Origin of the sequence: Clostridium sp. MD294 (assembly GCF_000364165.2) — a bacterium.
Classification (GTDB): domain Bacteria; phylum Bacillota; class Clostridia; order Lachnospirales; family Anaerotignaceae; genus Coprocola.
On record NZ_CP097810.1, the window covers coordinates 934,314 to 960,449 of the forward strand.

The 26,136-nt window shown below is 30.4% G+C and carries 32 protein-coding genes and 1 other annotated feature; of the genes, 30 read left to right on the forward strand and 2 right to left on the reverse strand.

Features of this window, described 5'->3' with window-relative positions; translation table 11 throughout:
* Positions 1–18 precede the first annotated feature (18 nt).
* The 27 genes from C820_RS04545 (at position 19) to recO (ending at position 19,361) form a co-directional block, all read left to right on the forward strand.
* Complete coding sequence (locus C820_RS04545; RefSeq protein ID WP_242824504.1) at positions 19–444, forward strand: sulfite exporter TauE/SafE family protein; 426 nt, start codon at positions 19–21, stop codon at positions 442–444.
* Positions 441–998: a sulfite exporter TauE/SafE family protein gene (locus C820_RS14565; protein ID WP_004037877.1), complete on the forward strand. Its 558-nt coding sequence runs from the start codon at positions 441–443 to the stop codon at positions 996–998. Before C820_RS04545 ends, C820_RS14565 begins: the two co-directional genes overlap by 4 nt.
* Positions 999–1,159: 161 nt before the next feature.
* A complete protein-coding gene (locus C820_RS04555; RefSeq protein WP_004037875.1) occupies positions 1,160–1,468 on the forward strand; it encodes a hypothetical protein in 309 nt (102 codons plus the stop codon).
* Complete coding sequence (locus C820_RS04560; RefSeq protein WP_004037871.1) at positions 1,465–2,154, forward strand: TIGR01906 family membrane protein; 690 nt, start codon at positions 1,465–1,467, stop codon at positions 2,152–2,154. Before C820_RS04555 ends, C820_RS04560 begins: the two co-directional genes overlap by 4 nt.
* A gap of 1 nt (position 2,155) precedes the next feature.
* Positions 2,156–3,079 (forward strand): hypothetical protein, encoded by a 924-nt coding sequence (locus C820_RS04565; RefSeq protein WP_004037869.1) that lies wholly within the window; start codon positions 2,156–2,158, stop codon positions 3,077–3,079.
* A 5-nt stretch (positions 3,080–3,084) separates the two neighbouring features.
* On the forward strand, positions 3,085–3,489 hold the full coding sequence (locus tag C820_RS04570) for a GerW family sporulation protein (RefSeq protein WP_004037868.1): 405 nt from the start codon (positions 3,085–3,087) through the stop codon (positions 3,487–3,489).
* Positions 3,490–3,499: 10 nt separating this feature from the next.
* Positions 3,500–4,693 carry a PDDEXK family nuclease gene (locus tag C820_RS04575; protein ID WP_004037866.1) on the forward strand — a complete coding sequence of 398 codons (1,194 nt, stop codon included), beginning with the start codon at positions 3,500–3,502 and terminating at the stop codon, positions 4,691–4,693.
* 4 nt (positions 4,694–4,697) lie between these two features.
* Positions 4,698–4,874 (forward strand): hypothetical protein, encoded by a 177-nt coding sequence (locus C820_RS04580; RefSeq protein WP_004037864.1) that lies wholly within the window; start codon positions 4,698–4,700, stop codon positions 4,872–4,874.
* A gap of 191 nt (positions 4,875–5,065) precedes the next feature.
* Entirely contained in the window at positions 5,066–5,629 is a 564-nt protein-coding gene (locus C820_RS04585; protein ID WP_004037859.1) for a DUF3793 family protein, read from the forward strand.
* Positions 5,630–5,654: 25 nt separating this feature from the next.
* The gene (locus tag C820_RS04590) at positions 5,655–6,077 is read left to right on the forward strand and encodes a flavodoxin (protein WP_004037858.1); all 423 of its coding nucleotides are present in this window, start codon (positions 5,655–5,657) and stop codon (positions 6,075–6,077) included.
* Between the two features lie 552 nt (positions 6,078–6,629).
* Positions 6,630–8,855: a 1,4-alpha-glucan branching protein GlgB gene (gene glgB / locus C820_RS04595; protein WP_004037857.1), complete on the forward strand. Its 2,226-nt coding sequence runs from the start codon at positions 6,630–6,632 to the stop codon at positions 8,853–8,855.
* Between the two features lie 166 nt (positions 8,856–9,021).
* Positions 9,022–9,198 carry a 30S ribosomal protein S21 gene (rpsU, locus tag C820_RS04600; protein ID WP_004037848.1) on the forward strand — a complete coding sequence of 59 codons (177 nt, stop codon included), beginning with the start codon at positions 9,022–9,024 and terminating at the stop codon, positions 9,196–9,198.
* 25 nt (positions 9,199–9,223) lie between these two features.
* Positions 9,224–9,670, forward strand: a complete 447-nt coding sequence (locus C820_RS04605; RefSeq protein ID WP_004037841.1) for a GatB/YqeY domain-containing protein — start codon at positions 9,224–9,226, stop codon at positions 9,668–9,670.
* A 59-nt stretch (positions 9,671–9,729) separates the two neighbouring features.
* Positions 9,730–10,050 carry a hypothetical protein gene (locus tag C820_RS04610; protein WP_004037840.1) on the forward strand — a complete coding sequence of 107 codons (321 nt, stop codon included), beginning with the start codon at positions 9,730–9,732 and terminating at the stop codon, positions 10,048–10,050.
* Positions 10,051–10,404: 354 nt separating this feature from the next.
* Complete coding sequence (gene yqfC / locus C820_RS04615) at positions 10,405–10,677, forward strand: sporulation protein YqfC (RefSeq protein WP_004037839.1); 273 nt, start codon at positions 10,405–10,407, stop codon at positions 10,675–10,677.
* Positions 10,678–10,696: 19 nt separating this feature from the next.
* Positions 10,697–11,914, forward strand: a complete 1,218-nt coding sequence (gene yqfD / locus C820_RS04620; protein WP_004037838.1) for a sporulation protein YqfD — start codon at positions 10,697–10,699, stop codon at positions 11,912–11,914.
* Complete coding sequence (locus C820_RS04625) at positions 11,911–12,876, forward strand: PhoH family protein (RefSeq protein WP_004037837.1); 966 nt, start codon at positions 11,911–11,913, stop codon at positions 12,874–12,876. Before yqfD ends, C820_RS04625 begins: the two co-directional genes overlap by 4 nt.
* Before the next feature lie 5 nt (positions 12,877–12,881).
* The gene (locus tag C820_RS04630) at positions 12,882–14,993 is read left to right on the forward strand and encodes an HD family phosphohydrolase (protein WP_004037835.1); all 2,112 of its coding nucleotides are present in this window, start codon (positions 12,882–12,884) and stop codon (positions 14,991–14,993) included.
* Positions 14,990–15,469, forward strand: coding sequence for an rRNA maturation RNase YbeY (ybeY, locus tag C820_RS04635; RefSeq protein WP_004037834.1), 480 nt, complete (start codon positions 14,990–14,992; stop codon positions 15,467–15,469). The genes C820_RS04630 and ybeY overlap by 4 nt, the downstream gene beginning before the upstream one ends.
* A gap of 48 nt (positions 15,470–15,517) precedes the next feature.
* Positions 15,518–15,898, forward strand: a complete 381-nt coding sequence (gene cdd / locus C820_RS04640) for a cytidine deaminase (RefSeq protein WP_004037833.1) — start codon at positions 15,518–15,520, stop codon at positions 15,896–15,898.
* 16 nt (positions 15,899–15,914) lie between these two features.
* Complete coding sequence (locus C820_RS04645; RefSeq protein ID WP_004037832.1) at positions 15,915–16,277, forward strand: hypothetical protein; 363 nt, start codon at positions 15,915–15,917, stop codon at positions 16,275–16,277.
* A gap of 65 nt (positions 16,278–16,342) precedes the next feature.
* Positions 16,343–16,498, forward strand: coding sequence for a hypothetical protein (locus tag C820_RS04650; RefSeq protein ID WP_251855623.1), 156 nt, complete (start codon positions 16,343–16,345; stop codon positions 16,496–16,498).
* 25 nt (positions 16,499–16,523) lie between these two features.
* Entirely contained in the window at positions 16,524–16,889 is a 366-nt protein-coding gene (locus C820_RS04655; RefSeq protein ID WP_004037822.1) for a DUF6054 family protein, read from the forward strand.
* Positions 16,890–16,893: 4 nt separating this feature from the next.
* Complete coding sequence (locus C820_RS04660) at positions 16,894–17,466, forward strand: uracil-DNA glycosylase (RefSeq protein ID WP_004037820.1); 573 nt, start codon at positions 16,894–16,896, stop codon at positions 17,464–17,466.
* An 18-nt stretch (positions 17,467–17,484) separates the two neighbouring features.
* Entirely contained in the window at positions 17,485–18,393 is a 909-nt protein-coding gene (gene era, locus C820_RS04665) for a GTPase Era (protein ID WP_004037818.1), read from the forward strand.
* Between the two features lie 87 nt (positions 18,394–18,480).
* Entirely contained in the window at positions 18,481–18,618 is a 138-nt protein-coding gene (locus C820_RS04670) for a hypothetical protein (RefSeq protein WP_156801458.1), read from the forward strand.
* Between the two features lie 8 nt (positions 18,619–18,626).
* Positions 18,627–19,361, forward strand: coding sequence for a DNA repair protein RecO (gene recO / locus C820_RS04675; protein WP_004037815.1), 735 nt, complete (start codon positions 18,627–18,629; stop codon positions 19,359–19,361).
* 39 nt (positions 19,362–19,400) lie between these two features.
* Here recO and C820_RS04680 read toward each other — a convergent pair whose 3' ends face one another.
* Both C820_RS04680 and C820_RS04685 read right to left on the reverse strand, forming a co-directional pair.
* The gene (locus C820_RS04680; RefSeq protein ID WP_004037814.1) at positions 19,401–19,652 is read right to left on the reverse strand and encodes a hypothetical protein; all 252 of its coding nucleotides are present in this window, start codon (positions 19,650–19,652) and stop codon (positions 19,401–19,403) included.
* Positions 19,653–19,690: 38 nt separating this feature from the next.
* Positions 19,691–20,116 (reverse strand): RNHCP domain-containing protein, encoded by a 426-nt coding sequence (locus C820_RS04685; protein ID WP_004037812.1) that lies wholly within the window; start codon positions 20,114–20,116, stop codon positions 19,691–19,693.
* 256 nt (positions 20,117–20,372) lie between these two features.
* Positions 20,373–20,552 (forward strand) — a binding site (T-box leader).
* 48 nt (positions 20,553–20,600) lie between these two features.
* Between C820_RS04685 and C820_RS04690 the strand changes: the two genes are divergently transcribed.
* From C820_RS04690 to C820_RS04700, 3 genes are all read left to right on the forward strand, one after another.
* Positions 20,601–21,986 (forward strand): glycine--tRNA ligase, encoded by a 1,386-nt coding sequence (locus C820_RS04690; protein WP_004037810.1) that lies wholly within the window; start codon positions 20,601–20,603, stop codon positions 21,984–21,986.
* Positions 21,987–22,306: 320 nt separating this feature from the next.
* Positions 22,307–24,937, forward strand: a complete 2,631-nt coding sequence (ppdK, locus tag C820_RS04695; RefSeq protein WP_004037808.1) for a pyruvate, phosphate dikinase — start codon at positions 22,307–22,309, stop codon at positions 24,935–24,937.
* Positions 24,938–25,119: 182 nt separating this feature from the next.
* A complete protein-coding gene (locus tag C820_RS04700) occupies positions 25,120–25,956 on the forward strand; it encodes a hypothetical protein (RefSeq protein ID WP_004037806.1) in 837 nt (278 codons plus the stop codon).
* Positions 25,957–26,136 lie beyond the last annotated feature (180 nt).

Genomic DNA, 26,136 nt, shown 5'->3' on the forward strand with positions numbered 1-26,136 from the left:
AGAATATTAATTTTAGTAATGAAAATTTGGATAAATAAAGAAATTGTAGGTAATACTATTAGCATTAAATCAAAAGGAGTTTTTGTAATGGGTATCAAAAAAAGTAAAGCAATATTAATTGGCATTGTAACAGGTTTTGCCAATGGCTTATTTGGTTCAGGGGGAGGAACGATTGTTGTACCATGTATGGAACGATTTTTGAATGTAGAAGAACATAAAGCACACGCTACTGCGATTGCAATTATATTGCCTTTGTCATTGCTTTCTATAGCATTTTATGTATGGAAGACAGATGTGTTGTGGAGTGTTGCATTGTGGGCATCATTGGGCGGTGTTGTAGGAGGATTTATAGGAGCAAAATTACTCAATAAAGTGTCAGGAGTATGGCTGCATAGAATATTTGGTTTATTTATGATAGTTGCAGCTGTGAAAATGATAATATGATAGGAGTTGTATTAGTAGGCATATTGTCAGGTATAATTAGTGGTATGGGCATTGGTGGAGGCACAATATTAATACCAGCATTACTTTTTTTGCAGGATATGAACCAACAACAGGCACAAGGAATTAATTTAATTTATTTTGTTCCAACAGCAATTATTGCATTGATTACACATATAAAAAATAAAAATATTGAAGTAAAGGCAGTAAAATCTATTGTTTTGACAGGACTAATAGGAGCAGCAATAGGGGCTTTTTTAGCGGTAAGAATGGACGCAACATTGTTAAGGAAATTTTTTGGAGCATTTTTGCTGCTTATGGGATTGTCAGAGGTATTTCATAAGGCAGAACATAAAAATGAAATAAAAGAAGGGAGTAAACAGTATATGAATGAAATACAATTTGCAAATATAAAAGCAGAATTTCAAAAGGCAGATTTAGAGGGAAAAATAAGACTTTATGTTACAACAGAAGGATTGAGTACACAACAATATAAAGAATTATTAGGAATGTATCCTGTAGGAGAGTTAGAAGAATTAGAGAAGGCATTAGGATAAAGTATTTTAAAATGTTGTTTTTTGAATATTTAAGCGTGTCGAATTATCGACACGCTACACTCTTTTATGTTAGTAGTTTTGTATTTCTATGTAGTAACAAAAAAAATCATTTCCATTTTTGTATTATCTGTTATAATATAGTAAAAGAAAGGAGTACAACAATGAAATATATTGAGCATTTGTTTGTAGGCGGCAGTGTTCAGGATTTAGATACTATTGTTTATAGTCTTAGTCGAGATATTACTGTTTTTCATTTATATTGTATTTGTCTATTTTATAATAAAAAAGGAAATCATATAGAAATTATGTCTAGTAAAGAAATTTGTAAAAAGCGATACAAAAATAAAGATTTTATAGTAATTGGTGTAGCATATGGCAAAGCAGAGGCAATAGATTTGTTTTGTTATATTATACAACAGGCAGCGAAAAAAGGTAGTAATCTGCAAAAAGCGGAGGAATGGATTTTATGAAAGTAATACATATTTTGGCAGGCTTTTTTTGTGTAATGTCATTGCTTGCAGTAATATTGATTTCTTCTGTAGATATAGCAGTATATGGAGATATGGGATATTTTCAAAAAGAATATCGTAAATATGATGTTATAAAAAATGTAAATATGGAAGAAAAAGAGTTGCTTTTTGTAACAGAAGAAATGATGTCTTATTTAAAAGGAAAAAGGGACAATCTGAATGTAAAAGCAGTAATTGATGGAAAAGAAAAAGAATTTTTTAATGAAAAAGAAATTGCACATATGGAAGATGTTAGAACTTTATTTAGTGCAGGACAATGGCTAAGAAGAATAGGCATAATTGTTTGTGTAATTACAGCAGCTTTTTTACTATTTCAAAATAAATTAGAATTTTTATTAAAATATTTAAGGAATGGTTTGATTTCTTTTATGGTTTTTACGACAGCATTGGCGATAATTATAGCAACCAATTTTACAAAATATTTTGTAATATTTCATAAAATATTTTTTTCTAATAATCTTTGGATATTAAACCCTAAAACAGATAGATTGATTAACATAGTACCAGAACCTTTTTTTGTAGATACATCTGTACGTATTGTAGTCATTTTTTTTTGTATTATTTTATTTGTTTGTATTAGTTGTAGTGTTTTATTAAAAATTGGAATAAAAAAGACAGGAGTATAATATGGGAATACTTGTTATACTATGGAACATATTAAAAATAGTTATTTGTATTATTTTATTTGTTGTATTGCTAGTATTAATAGTGATGGCATTGATATTGTTTTCTCCTATTTGTTATCAAGCAATAGGAAGTTATGAACAATATATTAATGGACGATTTGATATAAAATGGATATTAGGAGCAATACACGCTTATGGAGTATATGATAAAAACGAGTTGCAGTTTTCTTTGCGTTTATTTGGGCATTGTGTTTATGGTGCTGATAAAAGACAAAAAAAGAATAAAAAAACAATAGAGTATACACAAGAAGATGTTGTGATTTCTGCAAGAAGTAAGCAAGAAGAACAACAGCAACAAAATGAAAACGAAGTATATAAAAATGTGAAATTAGAAACAGATGCGAAACAACAGCAACAAAATCAAAAAGAAGAAATAAAAAAAGAGCAAACAAAACAAAAACATAGTAGGAAAAAAGTATCTGATAGTAAAAAAGAAATAAAACAAAAAAAACGAAATAAAAACAATAAAACAAAATATAAAGAAAAAGAAAATAAAAAGAATAAAATAGATAAAAATTATTTTATTCATATGGAAAATAAAAAAGAACTGTTACAAGCAGTAAAGATATTTTTGAAAAGAATGTTAAAAGGCGTTTTACCCAAACATTGCTGCTTAAAGGCAACAGTAGGAACAGGTGACCCAGCATTGACAGGTTATTTATTGGGTATAGCTGGAGTAGCAAAAATGAAGTTTGGAAAGGGAGTACAAATTACAGGAGATTTTACACAAAAAATAGTAAAAGATGTTTTTTTAGATATAAAAGGAAAAATAGTATTAGGATATTTACTGTATGCAGTATTGCGTTTACTATTTGTAAAACCAGTTTATAAAACAATTATGGTAATATGGAAAGGATATAGGTGAAAAAAATGGGTAAGGGATTTGATACTTCTTTGAATATGTTGTTTGATAAAGTAGAAGATATTGTTTCTACAAAAACGATTGTAGGAGATGCTATTACAATGGGAGATTTGACATTGCTGCCTTTGATAGAGGTGTCTGTTGGTGTAGGAATGGGAACAAAAGAAGGACCAAAAGAGGATTCTGCAGGAGGTATGGGAGCAAAAATTACACCAAGTGCTGTATTAGTAATACAAAATGGAAATGTGCAAATGATTAATATTAAAAATCAAGATGCCGTAAATAAATTGATTGATATGGCACCAGGTATAGCATCTAAATTAAATTTTGGTGCTATATTTGGAAAAAGAAATGAAAATAAACAACCAAAAGAAGAAGTAAAATTTGAGGAGGAAATCGTAACAGAAGAATAGGAAGTGTTATATGAAAACATTGGTAAAGTATTATGATAAAGATGTTTTAAAAAATATTTCTGCCCCTTTGGCATTAAAACCAGAAAAAATAATATTTTTTTATGATGATAGTATACAAGATATGACATGGTTTCATAGTCTAAAAAAATGTTTTAAACATACTATACCTAATATTGTGATGGAACATATTTCTCTTGATATTTTGGATATGGTAGAGATTTATAGTAAAACAAAAACAGTATTAGAAGAAAATGAAGAATGTGCTATGGAATTTACAGGAGGCAGTGAGCTTATGCTTATTGCTGGCTTTAAAGCAGGGGCAGGAAAAGGGGTTCCCCTTTATTATACAGATTTGGTAAAAGGTATTATATTAGACTTAGCAGAAAATAAACCTGTGGTAAATGTACCAAAAATAAAATTAAAACATTTTATGGATGCAAGGGGAGCTTGTCTTATGGGATACTCTCATAAAGAGCCTTTGGAAAAACGATATAATGATATATTAAATATGTGTGATGTATTGTTTCATGATATTAATCATTGGAAAACGACAAGTAATTTTATACAAATTGTAGCGTCAAGATTTTCTAGCCATGAAATGTATGTCAAAAGTAAAATAGAAGCAACACAAAAAAATGGTAAAAAAGTAACACCTGATAAAAAAATATTATATGCTTTTCAAAAATTTGGCTTTATAAAAGATTTAAAAATAACAAAAGAGAATGTCAGTTTTTATTTTAATTCTGTAATGGATAAACAATATGTTATTAATTATGGTATTTGGTTGGAACTTTTTGTATATATTCATGCAAAGCGATCTTGTGCATTTGACGATGTATGGCTAGGAGCGTTGATTGATTGGAATGCCTATGATGCTTCTAGAATGGCAGGAAATGAAATTGATGTAGTACTTTCAGACCAGTCTATGCCAGTGTTTATTTCTTGTAAATTAAGGAGTGCAGATACAGCAGCAGTAAATGAATTGATGATTGAGAAAAAAAGGATAGGCGGTTGGTTTTCAAAGGGAATATTGGTAGCCTTTGGAAGAGATAAACAAGAAAAAACAGCTACATATTTAAGAGCAAAAGAATTTGGTATTGAAATATTAGATGCTAAAGATATACTAAGTGCAGATTTTGGACAAAGGCTTGTAAAAATAGTAAAAGAACATGACTTAAATAGTTTGAAGTGGAAAAAGGTGTAGAAAAATGACAACGAAAAAGAGGTTTTTAACTGCTCTGTATACAGGATTGTTGATAGCTGTGCTTTTAGAACTAAAAGATGGTACAATACACATTACAAGAATACTATTTTATTGTGTTGTATATTTGTGTGCGTTTTTGTTAATAGAGTGTATAAAATGGATAAGTGAAAAATATTTTTAAATGTATAAAAAGTAATGAAATATGGTTAGCATATGGAGTTACTTTTTTTATATAAAAATTTAAAAAATACTTGACAAAATAAGTAGAATATGATAAATTGGAACTATAGTTAGCTATAACTAATTTAAAATATCTTTAAATAATAATAAATAGCTAATACTAATAATATACATAAAAAAGGAGATATTGCTATGAGCGAATTTGAGCAAATGATTTTAGACCAGTGTGCTCCAACAATATTTGGAGTAAAGCAAGCAAATTTATTTTCCTGTTCTAAAGAAAATAAAAAAGAAGTGTTAGCGGAATTAAAAAAATATAATGCTTGTGGTAATGCTTCTGGAATACAGTTTAAAATACTATATGAATGTAAAAATAGGATATATATTATAGCATATAGAAAAAGGCCGATGAAAAATTGTATGAAACAGAAAGAAATACAAAATTTTTTGATGCAAAGGGGATATCCTCAAACAAGTGATGTAGAGGAACTTTTAAAGTATTTAAAATATCGTACAAATATTTGTGAAGAATTTCCTCATGAAATTGGCTTATTTTTGGGCTATCCTATTACAGATGTAAAGGAGTTTATTTCAAAAAAAGGATTAGATTTTAAATTTTGTGGCTATTGGAAAGTGTATAGTGATGAAGAAACAGCAAAGAAAATGTTTAATGTATATAAAAAATGTAAAAAAGTAATTTGGTATAAGGTAACAAAGGGTACGCCTCTCATAGAATTGGTAGGAGCGTATTGTTAATAAATAATATTAGGAGGATAGAAAAATGGAAAAAATTGCAGTAATTTATTGGAGTGGTACAGGAAATACGGAAGCAATGGCAAATGCGATAGCAGAAGGTATTAAAAATGCAGGAACAGAAGTAGATATTTTTTCGGTAAGTGATTTTGTAGTAGATACATTGGATAGTTATAAAAAAATAGCATTTGGTTGTGCTGCTATGGGAGATGAAGTATTAGAGGAAGCAGAATTTGAGCCATTTTTTTGTAGTGTAGAAAATAAATTATCAAATAAGAAAGTGGCGTTATTTGGTTCTTATGGTTGGGGAGATGGAAAATGGATGAGAGATTGGGAGGAAAGGATACCTGGTGCAGCACTATTTGAGGAAGGACTTATTGTAAATGGTATGCCTGTAGGAGAAACGAAACAACAGTGTGTTGATTTTGGGAAAAAATTTGCTGAATGCTAAAATAATTTAATAAGAAAAATGCAAAACCTCTTTATATAAAAAATATTATATAAAGAGGTTTTGCTATATGTTGATTTGTATGATGTTGAATTACTGATAAATAGTATATAACAAAGTTTTAAAATAATACTTTCCGTTGAATAATGTTAGTAAGTATATATAAATGTCTAATAAATTGTGTAGAATAAATTTTTGTACAAAAATAAATACAAATTATATCATAGAAAGTAATTTTAAAGTAAAAATAGAATATTATTTTGAGCAAATATACTAAAAATAATATAGAAAATAGTGCAATATTTTCTATAAGAGCTAAAAATGTACAAAAATGAAAATAATATATTGTATAAAATAAATAAATAAAAATACAAGAGAGAAATAAAGTATGTGCTAGTAAAAAAGGATAATATAAGGTATAATAAAAGTAACAAAAACAGGCTCCAAATTTTATAATAAGGTAAAACTTTGTGATACCATATATAATAAAAATGGAGGGAGTGTTTTGTAATTAACAATTTAGAAAGGGGTGAGGCTGCGTAAGCAGCAAGAAGTATGATTACAACAACTAATTTAAATGAATTATTTCAAATCGTGAATGTAGAACACGGTGAACCCCACCACGTTTTAGGTATGCATGAGGTAGAGCATGAGGGAGAAAAATTTGTAGCAGTAAGAGCTTTTGTACCACAAGCAAAAGAAATTGTAGTAGTAGATGATGCTGACCAAGACAAAACATATCCTATGATGAAGATACATGAAGATGGTTTTTTTGAAGTCATCATAGAAGATAGACAAGAATGGTTTAGATATCAGTTGTCTCTTACAGATTACGAAGGAAATCAATGGACAACATATGATGCATATTCTTTTGTACCTACAATATCAGAGTATGACAGATATCTTTTTGGTGCAGGTAATCATTATAAAATATTTGAAAAATTAGGAGCACATATTACAACAGTAGATGGTGTGGAAGGAGTTGCGTTTGGCGTTTGGGCACCAAATGCGAAAGCAGTTAGTGTTATTGGTAATTTTAATAGCTGGGATGGCAGAAGAAACCAAATGAGAGTATTAGGAGAGTCTGGAATTTGGGAATTATTTGTACCTGGATTAAAGGAATATGACCAATATAAATATCAAATTAAAGATAAATATAATAATGTATGTGACAAAGCAGACCCATATGCTTCTTTTGCACAATTAAGGCCAGATACAGCCTCTGTAATATATGATAATAGTCGTTATGTTTGGGGAGATAAAGCATGGACAGATGATAGAAGCAGTGAACATATTTATCAAGGCCCAGTTAATATTTATGAAGTGCATTTTGGAAGTTGGATGAGAATACCAGAAGAAGGAAATCGTTCTATGACATATCTGGAAGGTGCTGAGAAGTTAGTAGCCTATGTTAAAAAAATGGGTTATACACATATTGAATTGTTACCTGTTGAGGAACACCCTTTCGATGGTAGTTGGGGATATCAAGTAACAGGATATTATGCACCAACAAGTCGTTTTGGTACACCAGATGAATTTAAAGCATTTATAGATGCTTGTCATAGAAATGGTATAGGTGTTATATTAGATTGGGTACCAGCTCATTTTCCTAAAGATGCTTTTGGCTTAGCACGTTTTGATGGTACAGCATTGTATGAACACCAAGACCCTAAACAAGGAGAGCACCCTGATTGGGGTACATTAATATTTAATTATGGTAGAAATGAAGTTAGAAACTTTTTAATTGCAAATGCAATTTATTGGATAGAAGAATTTCATTTAGATGGTTTGAGAGTAGATGCAGTAGCATCTATGCTGTATTTAGACTATGGTAAAAATGATGGACAATGGGTACCAAATGAACATGGTGGTAGAGAAAACCTGGAAGCAGAGGAATTTTTGAGACATATGAATTCTGTCATTATAGGTAGATATCCTGGTATAATGATGATTGCAGAAGAGTCTACAGCTTGGGCAGGTGTAACAAGAAGTACAAACTATGGTGGTCTTGGATTTAGTTTGAAATGGAATATGGGCTGGATGAATGACTATTTATCTTATGTAAAAAAAGACCCTATTTATAGAAAATATCATCATGATAATTTAACGTTTAGTATGGTATATGCTTATACAGAAAACTTTATATTAGTATTATCTCACGATGAAGTAGTACATGGAAAATGTTCTATGATGGAAAAAATGCCTGGAGATTTGTGGCAAAAATTTGCAAATCTTCGTGTAACATATGGCTTTATGTATGGACACCCTGGTAAAAAGTTGTTGTTTATGGGTAGTGAATTTGGTCAGTTTGCAGAATGGAGTGAAGCAAGAAGCCTTGATTGGCACTTGTTAGAATATGAAACACATCAAAAGTTGCATCAGTATATGAATGATTTGAACCATTTGTATTTACAAGAACCCGCATTGTGGGAAAAAGACTTTGACTCAACTGGTTTTGAATGGATAGAATGTAATGATAGAGATAGAAGTATTATAGCATTTATTAGAAGAGGCCAAGACCATACAAAAGAATTGATAATTGTATGTAACTTTACACCAGAAACGCATTTTGGATTTAGATTAGGTGTTCCAGTAGCAGGTACTTATGAAGAAATATTTAATAGTGATGATGAAAAATATGGTGGTAGTGGTGTCATCAATAGAAAGCCTCTTGTAAGTGATAGAATAGATTGGAATGGTAGACAAAGTAGTGTTGAGTTAAAAGTACCACCTCTTGGAATAACAATATTGAGAAGAACAGAACAAAATGATGCACATTGATGTTTAAAAAATTTTTGTAAAGTTTTTATATGCAAAAAGACGGTTTTTTATTGACGTGAATTGTTTTTTTGTGTATAATTCAATAATGTGCTATATTAAAAAAAGACATATTTTTTTAAATAGCGTGTAACAAAAGGAATCTCACACCTGGGAGGGAGGGAAATTCATGTCAGAGGTAAAGGTAAAAGAAAATGAATCCTTAGATAGTGCTCTTCGCCGTTTTAAAAGAAGTTGTGCAAAAGACGGTATTATGGGAGAAGTACGTAAAAGAGAACATTATGACAAGCCAAGCGTTAAACGTAAAAAGAAATCTGAAGCGGCTAGAAAACGTAAATTCAAATAATGTTTGATTGCAAAGGAATGATTGTATGGCATTAAAAGAGCAGCTTTTTGAAGACTTGAAAAGTGCTATGAAAGAAAAAGATACAATACGAAAAGATACAGTACAGTTAATTCGTTCAGGAATTCTGCAAATTGAAAAAGATAATAAAGTAGAATTAGACGATAAAGGCGTAATTGAGGTAATTGCAAAACAACTAAAAAGTCGTAAGGACTCATTGCCTGACTTTATTAAAAGTGGTCGTCAAGATTTAGTGGATAAACTGAACAAAGAAATTGAGATATTGTTGAATTACCTTCCAGAGCAGTTAAGTGAGAGTGCAATTCAAAAGGTAGTAGAAGAAACAATAGCTGAACTTGGTGCAACATCTTTTAAAGACTTGGGAAAAGTAATGAAAGCAATTACACCAAAAATAAAAGGCGTTGCAGATGGTAAAGTTGTAAGTAATATTGTAAAAAATATTTTAATGAAATGATAATGAAAAGCCAGTGTTATGATAACACTGGCTTTTGCTATTGAGATTGGGAGGAAGTAATGTATTTATATTATTGTATTCATACAAAAGATATTTGTTTAAATTGGGAAACAGAGATAATAGAAAAATGTATTGAGGAAACAAATATGTTTTTAAAAACATATGAAGGCAATTATGAGGGAATTGATTTTTTTTGCTTGTTAAGTTTGATGAAAGTAAAAGATTGGGATAGATGGAATGATAAAGACTATGATTATAAGAAAACAAATTATATTTCTATTATAACTAGTTATAGTAAGGGAAAAATTCCAGAACAAAGTATAAAAATTATGAAAAGATTGTCAAAAGTTTTATCAGAAGATGTACTTTTAGATGAATAGAAATTGTATTATAAAAAAGTTTATTATTTTAAAATATAGGATAGTTATTCAGACTGTCAATAAAATCTTTTTTGAGGAAGCTGTCAAATCTACGATTTGCTTTGGTTGGTGTAAAACGAATGTTCAGTAAACATTCTGTATTCTGTCAACTTTTTAAAAAAAGTTGAACAAAAAATTTTTTATTAAAAACTAACATTTTTGTTTATAAAATCAATAATTTTAAGGAAACAAAATTTCAAGTTTTTTTGACACGCTAAATTATTTTGCTTGTCTTTTTTTATTATAAAAAATTTTTGCTATAAAAAGACTAATATTGCATAAATATATAAAAATGGTATTTTCGGAGGGATAGTATTGCTTGGTGGAGGATTAAGAAGGAATGTAGTAAATGCCTTAGAGCTACCAAAAGAGGTAATGTTAAATCTTCCTCTGATTTCATTAACAGGAAAAGAGGAATTGATTATTGAAAATTATAAAGGAATTGTAGAGTATGGTGATGAGGTAATGAGAGTAAATACTGCTATAGGGGTACTTAGAATAGAAGGAAAAGGATTATTGTTGAAACAACTGACATCAGAATGTATTGTTGTGACAGGAACAATAAAAGGAGTATTATTTTTGACATAATGTAAAAGGTGGTGAAGTAATGTTTTTAGCATTATGGTATTATTTGCATGGATATGTTATGATAACAGTATCAGGATTTTCTGTAGAACGATTTGTAAATATGGCAACTTTTAGAGGAATTTATTTGTGGAATATTCAACCAAAAGGAAGCTATATGCAAATGAATGTTTCAACAAAAGGATATATTCTTTTAGAAGAATGTGCAGAAAAGACAGGGTGCCAATATGATATTGTTTGTAGGTGTGGTTTACCTGCTTTGTTAAAGAAGTATAAAAAGAGGAAAATATTGTCTTTAGGCATTCTTTTTTTTGTAGCAGCATTATATTTGTTGTCCTCTTTTGTATGGACAGTAGAAGTAGAAGGAAATGAGCGTATTCAAAAAGAAGAATTGTTTGCAGCTTGTGAGAAAATGGGTATGGCTCCGGGAAAATTAAAATGGAATGTAAATACAGATAATATTACAGAAAGATTGTTAGAAATATTTCCAGATATTTCATGGGTTAGTGTATCTGTAAAGGGAACAGACGCATTGATAAAAATTGTAGAGACAATACCACAACCAGAGATTGTAGATAAAGTAACACCAAGTGATTTAATAGCAAAAAAAGATAGTATAATACAAAGTATTACTGTAGAAGCAGGAACGCCCATTGTGCAATCAGGCGACGTTGTAAAAAAGGGAGAATTACTTATAAGTGGTGAAGTTATTATTGCAGCAGGAGAAGAAGCAGAAGTTGGCAGAGAATATATTCATGCAAGAGGAGCGATATTGGGAAAAGTGTGGTATACTTTAGAAGAGAAAATAGATTTACATTATGAAGAAAAAAAGTATACTGGAGAAGAAAAAAAAGATAAGAGTATACAAATAGGAGATATTGTTATAAATATTATACAGCCCAATATGGAAGATAGTACATATGATAAACAAAAAACAGGAGGGAAACAATTTGCTATAGGAGATTTTAAATTACCTGTTGCATGGGTAGAACAAACTTATAAAAAATATGAAACTATACAGAAAGAGAGGACAGAAGAACAAGCTAAAAAAGAAATAGAACAAATATTAAAACAAAAAGCAATAGAAGTTGTAGAGGGAGAAATAGAAAATATTGATATTGTATATCAAAGACAAGACAATAGTGTTGTGGCAACAGCAACTATAATAGCAATAGAAGAAATTGGGGAAGAACAAAAAAGAGAACAAATGATATTACAAAAAAATGAGGAGGAATTATGAGTCAAATAGAAAAAAAGATGCAAATAGACAATCAATATATTGGTATAATATTTGGACAATTTGACAGTAATATAAAAAAAATAGAACAAATATGTCATGTACAAATTGTAAATAGGGGAGATGATATAAAAATTATAGGAACACAAAAAGGAGTAACAAATGCAGAAAATGTATTACATTCTTTAGAAGTATTGGCAAAAAAGGGAGAAGAAATAACAGAACAAAATGTAACATATTTGTTGCAAACAGTGGAACAAAATGATTTAACAGAAATAGAAAAAATATATGATGATTTTATCTGTATGACAGTAAATGGAAGACCAGTAAAACCAAAGACATTAGGACAACAAAAATATATAGATTTAATAAAAAAGAATACAATAATATTTGGTGTTGGACCAGCAGGAACAGGTAAAACATATTTAGCTATGGCAATGGCAATTACAGCATTTAAAAATGAAGAAGTAAATAGAATTATATTGACAAGACCAGCAATTGAAGCAGGAGAGAAACTAGGATTTTTACCAGGAGATTTACAACAAAAGGTAGACCCTTATTTAAGACCTTTGTATGATGCACTTCATGAAATTATGGGAGCAGATACTTTTATGAAAAATATGGAAAAGGGATTAATAGAAGTAGCACCTCTTGCGTATATGAGAGGCCGTACATTGGATAATGCTTTTATTGTATTAGATGAGGCACAAAATACTACACCAGAACAAATGAAGATGTTTTTGACGAGGATAGGGTATGGCTCTAAAGCGGTTATTACAGGAGATTTGACACAAATTGACTTAGCAGAAGGAAAGCGTTCGGGATTGTTGGAGGCTATAAAAATATTATCAGGTATAGAGGATATTGGTATTATCACATTAACAAATAAAGATGTTGTAAGGCACCCTCTTGTGCAGAAGATTATACAAGCCTATGAAAAATTTGAAAATAGAAAACGGAAGTGAAAGTCATGGAAAATGAGAAAAAGAAATTTTTAGAATGGAAATATTTTTCTATTGTGTTATTGTGTATTGGATTTTTGATTACTGTAATTTGTATTGCAACAGGCTCTTATATACAAACGATGGAAAATGTACAAATAGGTTCTGTAGCAACGCAAAGATATGTAGCATTAAAAGATGAAGTGGATACTGTTGCAACGGAAAAGAAAAAGGCAGAGGCTGCTGCAACAGTTGGCCCTTTGTATAAACATGATTTAGAAATAGAACAACAATCTATATCAGAAGTAGAGGGGTTTTTTAAAAGATTAGATGAAATGCAAGGAACACTAAAACAAGGAGAAAGCCTTTCAAATGCTATTAAAAATACTTCATTAAAATTGCCAGTAGTGTTATCTGTAAGACAATATAGTGCTTATCAAGTGCTAAATCAGCAAGATAGACTAGAGTTTCAGAAAAGCTGTATAGATATTATTAATAGTATTTATGAACAGGGCGTAACAGCAGAAGCAGTAGAAAAAAGTAGAGAACAGATTAGTACAAGTTTACAGCAAACACAATGGAATTCAGAATTGCAGGAAATGGGCATGGCTGTATTAAATAGTGCTTTAAAAGCAAATTTAGTGTTAGATACTGATGCTATGCAATTAGCAAAACAAAAAAAAGAAGATGAAGTAGAGGATATTATTATTAAAAAAAATCAAAAAATTGTAGATGAAGGAGAAATTGTTACAGCTGAAATTTATCATAAATTAGAGTCTATGAATTTGATTAATACGGAAAATGTAACAGAAACAATATTACCTGTGTTTAGTAGTATTATTGTAGTGTTGTTAATATTTGCAAGTGTGTTTTTATTTTTTTATTCCAGTAATAAAAAATGGCATAGCTTGAAAAAAAATGAAATGGTAATACTTTTTACAATATATATCATAGTAGTTTTATTGTTAAGAGTAATGAGTGAAGTACCCTATTTTACATTAATTCCATTAAGTGTATTTCCTATGTTGGTATCACTGCTGATTAGCAGAAGAGTAGCATTGCTTTTAAATTGTTTTGTTAGCATTATAGGTTGTTTTGTGTTTAATGGTGATGTAGAATTTTTGTTATATTTTTTATTAACAGGAGAATTTGCAGCATTAATTATGAGATATGCAGAAAAAAGAAAATATGTTTTTCCTGTTGCTGTTTGTGTAGCGATAATTAATTTTATTTCTATGATGGCAGTAGGACTATTTTTTGAAAAGGGATATTCTGAAGGGCTTTTGTATTCTAGTTTTTATGGAGCAGCAGCAGGATTAATTGCTGTAATATTGTCTATAGGTAGTTTACCATTTTGGGAAGCAATATTTGAAGCAAATACACCTTTAAGACTTTTAGAATTAACAAATCCAAATAATGAGTTATTGAGAAGGCTTATGATTGAAGCACCTGGAACATATCATCATAGCTTGATTGTAGCAAATTTGGCAGAAACAGCAGCATATGAAATTGATGCAAATGCAGCACTGGCAAGAGTGGGGGCATATTATCATGATATTGGAAAATTAAAATCTCCTTTGTATTTTAGTGAAAATCAAGCAGGAGAAAATCCCCATGACCAAATGGAGCCATACAGTAGTACTCAAATTATTACTGCTCATACTACAGAAGGCGTAAAAATGGCAAAAGAAAAAGGACTCCCAAAAGCAATTATTAATATTATACAAGAACATCATGGCAATTCACTTGTAAAATTTTTCTATTATAAAGCGTTAAAACAGTATGGAGCTGATAATGTAAAAGAACAAGATTATCGCTATAATAGTTCAATACCCCAAAGTAGAGAAGCAGCAATTGTAATGATGGCTGATACAGTAGAAGCAGCAGTTAGAAGTATGGTAGGACAGGGAAAGTCATTAGATGATGTAGAAGAATTTATTAAAACACTAATAAAAGATAAATTAGATGATGGACAACTGGACAAAAGTGGTTTGGCAATTTCTGATTTAGAAACAATAAGAAAATCATTTTTAGAGGTATTTAAAGGAATGTATCATAATAGAGTAGCTTATCCTAAAAAAGAAGAAATGGACGCAGCAAAGAAACAAAAAAAAGGAGAACAGGAGGAAAATAAAGCATGACATTGTATATAGATAATAGAACAACATTTGAATGGGGAGAAAAGTGGGAAGAAATTGTAAAAAAGGCAGTAAGGACAAGCCTAGATTATGAAGAATTTGAAAAAAAAAATGAATTTGAATGTGAAATTAGTGTTTCTATTGTGACAAATGAAGAAATACAAAAATTAAATAAAGAATTTAGAAACATAGACAAAGCAACAGATGTACTTTCATTTCCTATGTGTACGTTTGATATAGAAGAAGTTCCTGATTATAATGAAAATGATGAGATAATATTAGGAGATATTGTGATTTCTATTGATAAAGCAAAAGAACAGTCAGAAGAATATGGGCATTCTTTGGAAAGAGAAATTGCTTTTTTGACAGTACATAGTATGCTACATTTAATGGGGTATGACCATATGGAAGTAGAAGAAGAAAAAGAAATGATAGTAAAACAAAAAGAAATATTACAACAGGCAGGCTTTATAATATAAGTATTTTATTTGTTTAGATATTATATGTGATAAGAGGGGAAAAATAAAGTGACAGATAAACAATTGATAGAACAAGCCAAAAAAGCAATGAAAAATGCTTATGTACCATATTCTCATTTTAAAGTAGGTGCAGCATTATTAGATAAAAATGGTACTGTTTTTTTAGGTTGTAATATAGAAAATGCAAGTTATGGAGCAACTTGTTGTGCAGAAAGAACTGCTGTGTTTAAGGCAGTATCAGAAGGGATAACAGTATTTGAAAAAATAGCGATTGTTTCAGATAGCAAAAAATTAACACCGCCTTGTGGCATTTGTAGACAAGTACTTTTAGAATTTATGCCAGAAGGTATCGTAATATTAAAAAATGAGATAGGGGAAATAAAAACATATACTGTAAAGGAATTATTACCAGTTGGTTTTACATTGTGAAAGAAGGTGCAAAAATATGAAAAAAGTATTAAAAGGAAATTGGATAAATCGCTTAATAGAGGGTGATAATAAAAAAGCGGAGGTTATCGTTTCTCTTTCTATACAGGAAGTGGCAGAAAAGCTTTGTTTGTGGGGACAATGTGATGGAGCAACAACAGATGTGTGTGGTATTTCTCTTGAAAATGAACAAGAAGTTATTACAGCAGTGCTTTCTAAAAATGATGTAACACTTTTGATTGTGGTGAAAAAAGCAGAAGAAGGAGCAAGAGTGTATCTTTCCGCAAGTAAAAAAGGTGGAAGTATTCGAAATACAGAAAAATATTTAGAGGAAGCTATAGACGCATTACTACATTATGTAGTGAAAATAGAAAAGGAATAAAAAATGTATATTAGGAGAAAGTTAAAAATGTTAGTATGTTATACTGTTCCTATGTAGTATCAAATTTGAATGAATTTACATATTGTATTGAAAAGGTAATGATAATTAAACAAATACACCAATTTGCAGTTGATATTATAGAAAAGTATATGAAACAAAATGTCATAGGAAAATTAAATATAGCTGAAGATTTTAAATTCTTATGTAAAAGATATGATTGAAAGTAATTTAAAAAGGAAAATTAATATGTATGATGATATTTATATTACACTTTCATTAGAACAAAGCATAATTGTTTTGCAACAGTGGGTAGAGCAAAAAGAAAACTTTATTAGAAGAATGGGCAAAAATATTATAGATAATTATGTTATTGATTTTGGAGAAAATAAAAAAGCGATTGTTGTTGTAATAGAATATTATACATGGCGAAATAATAACCAAATGACAGCAACTGTAGTATTAGATAATATAGGAAAAAATACAAAAGTACATATTGCAGTAGGTGGAAGTAGCCAAGGTATGATATTTAATTATGATTATGGTGCAAGAAATTCTTTAGAAGAAAAATTAAAATCTCTTTTTAAAGTATATGAAGTAAAAGAAATAAGGTGAAAAAATGGCAGAAAAAACTTGGGAAATATTAGAAGGGGCTTGTTATAACTGTAAAAAATGTAAGTTATGGGAAACAAGAAATCATGTTGTTATTGGAAAAGGAAATAAAAATGCAGATATTATGTTTATAGGAGAAGGGCCAGGACAACAAGAGGATTTGACAGGAGTACCATTTGTAGGGCCAGCAGGACAATTGTTGGATAAAATGCTAAAAGCGATTGATTTGACAATAGATGATGTATATATTGCAAATATTGTAAAATGTAGACCGCCCAATAATCGAGATCCTCAAGAAGAAGAACAAGAAGCCTGTTTAAATTATTTACGTTATCAGTTAGTGCTTGTAAAACCTAAAATTATAGTGTGTTTGGGTAGAATTGCAGGAACAGCAATTATTTCTCCTACATTTCGTATTACAAAACAAAGAGGACAATGGATAGAAAGAAAAGGATATTGGATTACTTCAACATTTCATCCATCTGCACTACTGAGAGATGAAAGTAAAAAACGTCCTGCATGGGAAGATTTTAAAAGTATTAAACAGAAACTAATAGAATTAGAACAAAACGAAGTATAATGTATTTAAGGAGGAATTATGTTGCAAAAAAAATTTCAATCAGGTTTTGTTTCATTGGTAGGTAGGCCAAATGTAGGAAAATCAACATTAATGAACCATTTAATAGGGGAAAAAATAGCAATTATTTCAAATAAGCCTCAAACAACGAGAAATAAAATTACAAGTATATTAACAAAAGAAAATTTTCAGTGTGTTTTTATTGATACACCAGGTATACATAAACCAAAACATAAATTAGGGGAGTATATGGTAAAATCAGCAGAGAATGCATTAAATGAAATAGATGTTGTGTTGATGCTGATTGAACCTACAGAAAAAGTATTAGAAAAAGATAAATATGTATTGGAGTATCTGAAAAATGTAAAAACACCTGTAATATTGGTCATCAATAAAATTGATACTATAGAAAAACAAAAATTACTTCAAGTAATAGACAATTATAGAAAAGAATATCGTTTTGCAGAAGTGGTACCTATTTCAGCAATAAAAGGACAAAATACAGAAGAACTTTTAAATGTGATACAAAAATATTTGCCAGAAGGCCCTCAGTATTTTCCAGAAGATATGGTAACAGACCAACCAGAAAGACAAATTGTGTCTGAGATAATAAGGGAAAAGGCATTACATTTACTTCAAGATGAAATTCCGCATGGTATTGCAGTAGAAATTATGTCTATGAAAAAGAGAACAGATAAAAATTTAGTAGATGTAGAGGCAACAATATATTGTGAGAAAGAGTCACATAAAGGTATTGTAATAGGAAAACAGGGTAATATGTTGAAAAAAATCGGTTCACGTGCTAGAACAGATGTGGAAAGGTTGTTAGGCTCTCCTATTTATTTACAGCTATGGGTAAAAGTAAAAAAAGATTGGAGAGATAGTGACTTTTTATTAAAAAATTTTGGATATGATAGTAGAAATATATAATGTCGTTTTTTGCCAGTATATATAGCATAAAAAAAGAAAAAGCTAATGCTATAAATAATGCTGTATGGAAAAGAGGCGTGTGCAAATATGAAACAACTATTGCATTGGGAAAAATTTGCAAGCAGCGGAAATGTGTTAGACTATTTATACTATAAACAATCAGAAAAGAAAAAAAATACTGTCTGTTTCAATAAGGAGCAGCAGAAAAAAGAAATAGAAATGTAGGTGTTGTATTGGCAACAGAAGTAATTAGGGGTATTGTTTTAAAAGAAATGCCAAAGGGAGAAACAAGCAAACAGATTATTGTATTGGCAAAAGAAAAGGGAAAAATATGGATAACAGCAAAAGGAGCTAGAAAACAAAAAAGTAAATTGCTTGCTGGAACACAATTATTTTGCTATGGAGATTTTCAAGTATATGAGAGCAAAAAATATTATTATGTAGACCAGATTGATATAATAGAAAGTTTTTTTGATTTGCGTTTAGATATAGATAGATTGTCACAGGCAATGTATATGATAGATTTAGTGGAAAAAACTGCTTTTATGGGTATGGAACAAGATAATATATTACAGTTGCTTTTGAAAACACTACAAATATTGTGTAAAGGAAAATGTATTCCAGAATTAGCAAGTCGTGTGTTTGAAATGAAATTTTTGCAAATTGCAGGTGTTATGCCAAATTTGACACAACAATGTTGTGTTTGTGGAAAAGAAGCGAAACAATATTTTGATGCTATTTCAGGGGCAATGGTGTGCAATGAGCATAAAAGAGGCGGCAGATTGCTGTCACCAGCAGCGATTTGTGCTATGAATTTTGTATTCTCAAATGATATAAAAAATGCTTTTCAGTTTTCTGTTTCAAAACAAGTAATGAAAGAATTGTACAAAATATTAGAAGAATATATTGCAATACATATCAATATGCAGTTGCAGACAAGAGATTTTAACAAAAAAATACAGTTTTGATAAAAAGCCCCCAAAAAATGAGGGCTTTTGTTATTTTGATTATTCTAATTTTTTGCCACATTTTGGACAATATGTAGGTAATTTTGTTCTAGTAGACAGACTTTCTAAACAATAAGGGCAACGACAAAATGCGATTTCTTGTAAAACATTTATAATAACACTGATAATGCCTATTGCTATTAATGTCCCTCTGAGTATGCTGTTTTCATTTGTTTGAGATGCAATAATAAGAATAAGTAAACTAATAAATATTCCATATTGTGACAAATAATAGCTTTTTTTATAGTTCATATTATTTTCATCTCCTTTTAGCAAATACCATATAGTAGTTACTCCAGTGAACCTTCTCCACCCATAAGAGCAGTTAATTCTGTAATTCGTTCTAATGGAAATGGTGGTTGTGCTAATGGCTTCATAGCGATAGACATTAATTTCATAGGATTATCATCGGCGGCTGTTCTGTTAGAGTTAATTTTACCACAGCGACGACATCTATGAATAATTGCCCATTCTCCGTTTTTGCGTACCCATACGCCAATGGGCTCCATAATGCCGCCACAATCTGCTTCACGGTCACCAGGTTGCTCATCAACATGAATACTGCAAAGGCAATTTGGACAGTGATTGCGATGATTACTTCCAGCACCTGCTGAAACAACAAGGCGACCACATACTTTACAAGTAAAACTGTCACTACAAGCATGATTTTTGTAATATCCTTTTTGATAACGTATTCTTTTATTTTCTCTATTCATAATAAATTTCCTCCAAAAAGTTATAGTATAAAATCCTTTTGGGAGGTTGGGCTGTTTTTAGCAAACCTCCCAATTTACTACAATAGCACAGTCCTTCTTACTTTTCATATAAATCCTCTCTTTCTATAAAACACCATAAATTTACAGAATATAATTTCTGTATGTTGATTATAGCATAATACAATATATTTTTCTAGTGAAATGTTAAAAAAGAGGTTGACTTTAATAAAAGAGCGTGATAGAGTATATAAAAATAAAAACTGTGTTGAAAAAGAGGAGTATCTATGTAATATTTTTCAGAGAGCATTGTGAAGTGGTGAAAGCAGTGTAATAGAGCATAGAGAATGGCACTTTGGAGCAGAAAGTGATAAAAGAGGGCTGAATTTTATTTAGCCAAAAAGGGTGGAACCGCGGAAGGAATACTTTCGTCCCTTACAGTATTGTAAGGGGCGGAAGTTTTTTTATTTAGAAAGGAGTTTTAAAAATGGAAATTACAATGGAAAAAATCGTAGCATTGGCAAAAAATAGGGGATTTGTATATCCAGGTTCTGAAATTTATGGAGGTTTGGCAAATACATGGGATTATGGCCCTATAGGTGTGGAATTAAAAAATAATGTAAAAAAAGCATGGTGGCATAAGTTTATACAAGAGAGCCCTTATAATGTGGGAGTAGACTGTGCAATATTGATGAACCCACAAACATGGGTAGCTTCTGGACACGTAGGAGGATTTAGTGACCCTCTTATGGATTGTAAAGAATGTAAAGAAAGATTTAGAGCAGATAAAATAATAGAAGAATATAGAAAAGAAAAAGGTATGGAAGAAGTAAGTATTGATGCTTGGAGCAATGAACAAATGAAAAAGTTCATAGAAGAAGAAAAAATTGCTTGTCCAAGCTGTGGAGCACATAATTTTACAGATATTAGACAGTTTAATTTAATGTTTAAAACATTTCAAGGTGTTACAGAAGATGCAAAAAATACAGTATATTTAAGGCCAGAAACAGCACAAGGAATATTTGTTAATTTTAAAAATGTGCAAAGAACAACAAGAAAAAAAATACCATTTGGTATTGGACAAGTGGGTAAATCATTTAGAAATGAAATTACACCTGGTAATTTTACATTTAGAACAAGAGAATTTGAACAAATGGAATTAGAGTTTTTCTGTAAACCTGGTACAGATTTAGAATGGTTTGAATATTGGAGAAAATATTGTAAAGATTGGTTGTTGCACTTAAATATAAAAGAAGAAAATATTCGTTTGAGAGACCATGAAAAAGAAGAACTTTCTCACTATAGTAATGCAACAACAGATATTGAATTTTTGTTCCCATTTGGTTGGGGAGAACTTTGGGGGATTGCAGATAGAACTGATTTCGACTTAACTTGTCATCAAAATGTATCTGGACAAGATATGACTTATTTTGACCAAGAAGAAGATAAAAAATATATACCATATTGTATTGAGCCATCATTAGGTGCAGATAGAATGACATTAGCATTTTTGTGTAATGCGTATGATGAAGAAACACTGGAAGATGGAGATACTAGAACAGTGCTTCATTTTCACCCAGCAATCGCACCAATTAAAGCAGCAGTGTTGCCTCTTTCTAAAAAGCTGTCTGATAAAGCAGAAGAAGTATATCAAATGCTCATAAAAGAATTTCATTGTGAATATGATGATGCAGGAAGTATAGGTAAAAGATATAGAAGACAAGATGAAATCGGAACACCTTTCTGTATTACATTTGATTTTGACTCTTTGGAAGATAAAGCAGTAACAATAAGAGATAGAGATACTATGAAACAAGAAAGAGTAGCGATTGACCAGTTGGTAGCATATTTAAAACAAAAAATGGAATTTTAAATAAAAAAATTTTGACATAACTTTATAAAATAGAAAGCAAAAATTTAAGCTACTTTGTGAATGATAAAAATTTTGAATGACTTTTCATTGTAAATATTAATAAAAGCAAATAACAACGATGTAATGTATCTATAATAAAACAATAAAATTTTAAATTTATTTTTGAAATATAGTATGTAAAATTTGAAATAACTTGTTGTACTTTTTACTAAAAAGTGGTATATTAATAAAGATAGAGTAAAAAAAAACTTTATTAAAAATCAATATTTTGGCTCACTTATTGATGAATGATTGAATTATTGTTAGGAGGTATTTTTAACATGGGCAAGAAATATGTGTATATGTTTAGCGAAGGAAACGCTTCCATGAGAAATCTGTTAGGCGGTAAAGGTGCAAACTTAGCAGAAATGACAAATTTAGGATTGCCAGTTCCACAAGGTTTTACAATTACAACAGAAGCTTGTACAGAATATAATGAAGGTGGAAAGAAATTTACACCTGAAATGATAGAGCAAATTGAAGAAGCTCTGAAAAAATTGGAAGAAATTGCAGGAAAGAAATTAGGCGACCCTGAAGACCCATTGTTAGTATCTGTACGTTCTGGTGCTAGAGCTTCTATGCCTGGTATGATGGACACTGTTTTGAACTTAGGTTTGAATGACGTTTCTGTAAAAGCACTTGCAAAGAAAACAAACAATGAAAGATTTGCATATGACTCTTACAGAAGATTTATTATGATGTTTGCAGATGTTGTTATAGGCGTATCTAAATCTAAATTTGAGAGATTGTTAGATGAGTATAAAGAAAAAGTTGGTGCAAAATATGACACTGACTTGTCAGCAGAAGATTTAAAAGAAGTTGCAGAAAAATTCAAACAACTTTATAAAGAAGACCAAGGAAAAGATTTCCCACAAGACCCTAAAGAACAAATGTTGGAAGCTGCAAAAGCTGTATTCCGTTCATGGGACAACCCTAGAGCATTTGTATATAGAAGAATGAATGATATTCCATATAGCTGGGGTACTGCAGTAAATGTGCAGATGATGGTATTTGGTAATAAAGGAGATACATCTGGAACAGGTGTTGCATTTACAAGAAATGCTGCAACTGGTGAAAAAGCAATGCTTGGTGAATACCTTGTAAATGCACAAGGCGAAGACGTTGTTGCTGGTGTTCGTACACCAAAACCAATTGCACAGTTGGCACAAGATATGCCTGATGTATACAGTCAATTTATGGAACTTGCAAATAAATTGGAAAACCATTATAAAGATATGCAAGATATGGAATTTACAGTTGAAGAAGGAAAATTGTATTTCTTGCAAACAAGAAATGGTAAAAGAACTGCAAATGCAGCATTAAAAATCGCTGTTGATTTAGTAAATGAAGGTCTTATTACAACAGACGAAGCATTAATGAAAGTTGAGCCAAAACAACTTGACCAAATTTTGCACCCTGCTTTTGACCAAAAAGCATTAAAAGCAGCGAAAGCAATTGGTAAAGGTTTGCCAGCATCTCCTGGTGCAGCAGCTGGTAAAGTATATTTTACAGCAGAAGATGCAAAAACACATGCTGAAACAGGTGAAAGAGTAATATTAGTACGTTTAGAAACATCTCCAGAAGATATTGAAGGTATGGTTGCAGCACAAGGTATATTAACAGTACGTGGTGGTATGACATCTCATGCAGCTGTTGTAGCACGTGGTATGGGTACTTGCTGTGTATCTGGTTGTGAAGAAATCCGTATGAATGAAGAAGAAAAAACATTTACATTAGGCGGAGCAACAATTAAAGAAGGCGACTATATTTCATTAGATGGTTCTACAGGTAATATTTATAATGAAGATATTGCAACAGTAGACCCTGAAATTTCTGGCGACTTTGCTACATTTATGAAATGGGCAGATGAAAAGAGAAGCTTGAAAGTAAGAACAAATGCAGATACACCAAAAGATGCACAGGTTGCTATTGATTTTGGTGCAGAAGGTATTGGTTTGACAAGAACAGAGCATATGTTCTTTGAAGGCGAAAGAATTATGAAATTCAGAAAAATGATACTTTCTGATAGTGTAGAAGAAAGAGTAAAAGCACTTTCTGGTATTGAACCATTCCAGAAAGATGACTTTAAAGGCATTTATGAAGCTATGGGAGAAAGACCGGTTACAATTCGTCTTCTTGACCCACCTTTGCATGAATTTATGCCAAACACAGATGAAGAATTTGAAATATTGGCAAAAGAAACAGGTAAAACAGTAGAAGAATTGAAAATTAAAGCAAGAGGTCTTCATGAATTGAACCCTATGATGGGACATCGTGGCTGTCGTCTTGCAGTAAGTTACCCTGAAATAGCAGAAATGCAAACAAGAGCAATTATTGAAGCTGCTATTGAAGTTTCTACAGAAAAAGGTATTGAAATTGTACCTGAAATTATGATACCTTTGATTGGTGAAATTAAAGAATTAAAATATGTAAAAGAAGTTGTTGTAAAAACAGCAAACAAAGTTATGGAAGAAAAAGGAAAAACTCTCAAATACCTTGTTGGTACAATGATTGAAATTCCTCGTGCTGCTTTAACAGCTGACCAAATTGCAACAGAAGCAGAATTCTTCTCATTTGGTACAAATGACTTGACACAGATGACATATGGTTTATCTCGTGACGATGCTGGTAAAATTTTGGCAGATTACATTGATAAAAACATTTATGAATGTGACCCAACTGCAAGATTGGACAGAACAGGTGTTGGCTTGTTAATGCAAATGGCAGTAGACAAAGCAAAACCAGTACGCCCTGACATTCATTTAGGTATTTGTGGTGAACATGGTGGCGACCCATCTTCTGTTGAGTTCTGCCATATGATTGGATTAGATTATGTTTCCTGCTCACCATTCCGTGTACCTATTGCAAGATTGGCAGCAGCACAAGCAGAAATTAGCTTCCCAAGAAAGTAATTAATTTTGATTTAATATAGTATGTTGTAAAAGTGTAGAATAAAAACCTCCTGTAATGAAAATTATAGGAGGTTTTATTATTTGATAGACAAAATAGTAATAAAATGGTATATTATTAAAGTAGTAGAAATGTTTTGTTATATTTTTTAAATAATGTAAAATAATTATGAAAGGGGATTTTTATGAAAAAAGTATTTTATACGATTGCTTTATCAATAGTGCTATGTTTGTGTAAATTTAGTTTTGTATTTGTTTATGCTAATGATAGTCAAAGAGGTGAGTCAAAAGTGGCTTTGGGAGCATTTTTACCAGAAATTCCTATTCAATATTATGGGGGAGAGTATTATGATGAAAAATACATTTGTCATAAAAAAATTGTAGATGTGACACCAGAAGGAAAGGAATGGCTGTTGTCATTGCAAGAATATAATACAAAAATGTCTGCTGTAAGTGAATTGAATGCTGAAATAGTATTTGAAGGTGGGGCAGTTTATAGTTACGAACAATTAGAAAAGGCACAGAATTCTGTAATGCACTTTGGGAAAGATGAAAATAGACGTATAGTTGATATAGAAATTGAATTTGATGAAAAGCCAATACTGATTGATTGTAAAATTGATGCTCGTCAAAATTGTATTGTAATAGTAGCTAAAGAATGGAATGAAACAGCAAAGAAAAAAATATCAGAACTTTTGGATATTAAAATAGAACATATTATATTTGAAACTGCAAATTATACAAAACAAGAATTGAGAGAAGCGATAGACAAAATTTATGCTAAACGTAAGGAATTAAATGTGTCAAGAGTAGATGTACTAGGAAATGAATATAGTATTTTTGTAGTAGCTGAAGAATGGAATACCGAATTGAAGAAAAAGGTAATAGAAATTTCAGGGTTAAAAGAGGAAAATATTATGTTTTTAGTTTATAGAAATGGTGTATATACTTCAGATGTAGAATGTGATAAAAAGGAGGATTATTTGATAAATAAGATAAAAGAAGCATTTAAAATGCAATAATTTTTAAATAATGTAAAAAAAGTGAAAAAAGGTGTTGACAAGCTATAAAAAAAGTGTATAATATCTAAATGTAGCCAGCAAGAACAACAAAGATAAACAAAAAATAAATTTTAAAAAAATTAAAAAAACACTTGACAATGTAAAAACTTGCTGATATAATATCTGATGTTGATTTCGAAA

Coding starts and splice junctions, on each gene's coding strand:
- C820_RS04545 (WP_242824504.1), top strand. CDS start 19: ATGAAAATTTGGATAAATAAAGAAATTGTAGGTAATACTATTAGCATT.
- C820_RS14565 (WP_004037877.1), top strand. CDS start 441: ATGATAGGAGTTGTATTAGTAGGCATATTGTCAGGTATAATTAGTGGT.
- C820_RS04555 (WP_004037875.1), top strand. CDS start 1,160: ATGAAATATATTGAGCATTTGTTTGTAGGCGGCAGTGTTCAGGATTTA.
- C820_RS04560 (WP_004037871.1), top strand. CDS start 1,465: ATGAAAGTAATACATATTTTGGCAGGCTTTTTTTGTGTAATGTCATTG.
- C820_RS04565 (WP_004037869.1), top strand. CDS start 2,156: ATGGGAATACTTGTTATACTATGGAACATATTAAAAATAGTTATTTGT.
- C820_RS04570 (WP_004037868.1), top strand. CDS start 3,085: ATGGGTAAGGGATTTGATACTTCTTTGAATATGTTGTTTGATAAAGTA.
- C820_RS04575 (WP_004037866.1), top strand. CDS start 3,500: ATGAAAACATTGGTAAAGTATTATGATAAAGATGTTTTAAAAAATATT.
- C820_RS04580 (WP_004037864.1), top strand. CDS start 4,698: ATGACAACGAAAAAGAGGTTTTTAACTGCTCTGTATACAGGATTGTTG.
- C820_RS04585 (WP_004037859.1), top strand. CDS start 5,066: ATGAGCGAATTTGAGCAAATGATTTTAGACCAGTGTGCTCCAACAATA.
- C820_RS04590 (WP_004037858.1), top strand. CDS start 5,655: ATGGAAAAAATTGCAGTAATTTATTGGAGTGGTACAGGAAATACGGAA.
- glgB (WP_004037857.1), top strand. CDS start 6,630: ATGATTACAACAACTAATTTAAATGAATTATTTCAAATCGTGAATGTA.
- rpsU (WP_004037848.1), top strand. CDS start 9,022: ATGTCAGAGGTAAAGGTAAAAGAAAATGAATCCTTAGATAGTGCTCTT.
- C820_RS04605 (WP_004037841.1), top strand. CDS start 9,224: ATGGCATTAAAAGAGCAGCTTTTTGAAGACTTGAAAAGTGCTATGAAA.
- C820_RS04610 (WP_004037840.1), top strand. CDS start 9,730: ATGTATTTATATTATTGTATTCATACAAAAGATATTTGTTTAAATTGG.
- yqfD (WP_004037838.1), top strand. CDS start 10,697: ATGTTTTTAGCATTATGGTATTATTTGCATGGATATGTTATGATAACA.
- C820_RS04625 (WP_004037837.1), top strand. CDS start 11,911: ATGAGTCAAATAGAAAAAAAGATGCAAATAGACAATCAATATATTGGT.
- C820_RS04630 (WP_004037835.1), top strand. CDS start 12,882: ATGGAAAATGAGAAAAAGAAATTTTTAGAATGGAAATATTTTTCTATT.
- ybeY (WP_004037834.1), top strand. CDS start 14,990: ATGACATTGTATATAGATAATAGAACAACATTTGAATGGGGAGAAAAG.
- C820_RS04645 (WP_004037832.1), top strand. CDS start 15,915: ATGAAAAAAGTATTAAAAGGAAATTGGATAAATCGCTTAATAGAGGGT.
- C820_RS04655 (WP_004037822.1), top strand. CDS start 16,524: ATGTATGATGATATTTATATTACACTTTCATTAGAACAAAGCATAATT.
- C820_RS04660 (WP_004037820.1), top strand. CDS start 16,894: ATGGCAGAAAAAACTTGGGAAATATTAGAAGGGGCTTGTTATAACTGT.
- era (WP_004037818.1), top strand. CDS start 17,485: ATGTTGCAAAAAAAATTTCAATCAGGTTTTGTTTCATTGGTAGGTAGG.
- C820_RS04670 (WP_156801458.1), top strand. CDS start 18,481: ATGAAACAACTATTGCATTGGGAAAAATTTGCAAGCAGCGGAAATGTG.
- C820_RS04680 (WP_004037814.1), bottom strand. CDS start 19,652: ATGAACTATAAAAAAAGCTATTATTTGTCACAATATGGAATATTTATT.
- C820_RS04685 (WP_004037812.1), bottom strand. CDS start 20,116: ATGAATAGAGAAAATAAAAGAATACGTTATCAAAAAGGATATTACAAA.
- C820_RS04690 (WP_004037810.1), top strand. CDS start 20,601: ATGGAAATTACAATGGAAAAAATCGTAGCATTGGCAAAAAATAGGGGA.
- ppdK (WP_004037808.1), top strand. CDS start 22,307: ATGGGCAAGAAATATGTGTATATGTTTAGCGAAGGAAACGCTTCCATG.
- C820_RS04700 (WP_004037806.1), top strand. CDS start 25,120: ATGAAAAAAGTATTTTATACGATTGCTTTATCAATAGTGCTATGTTTG.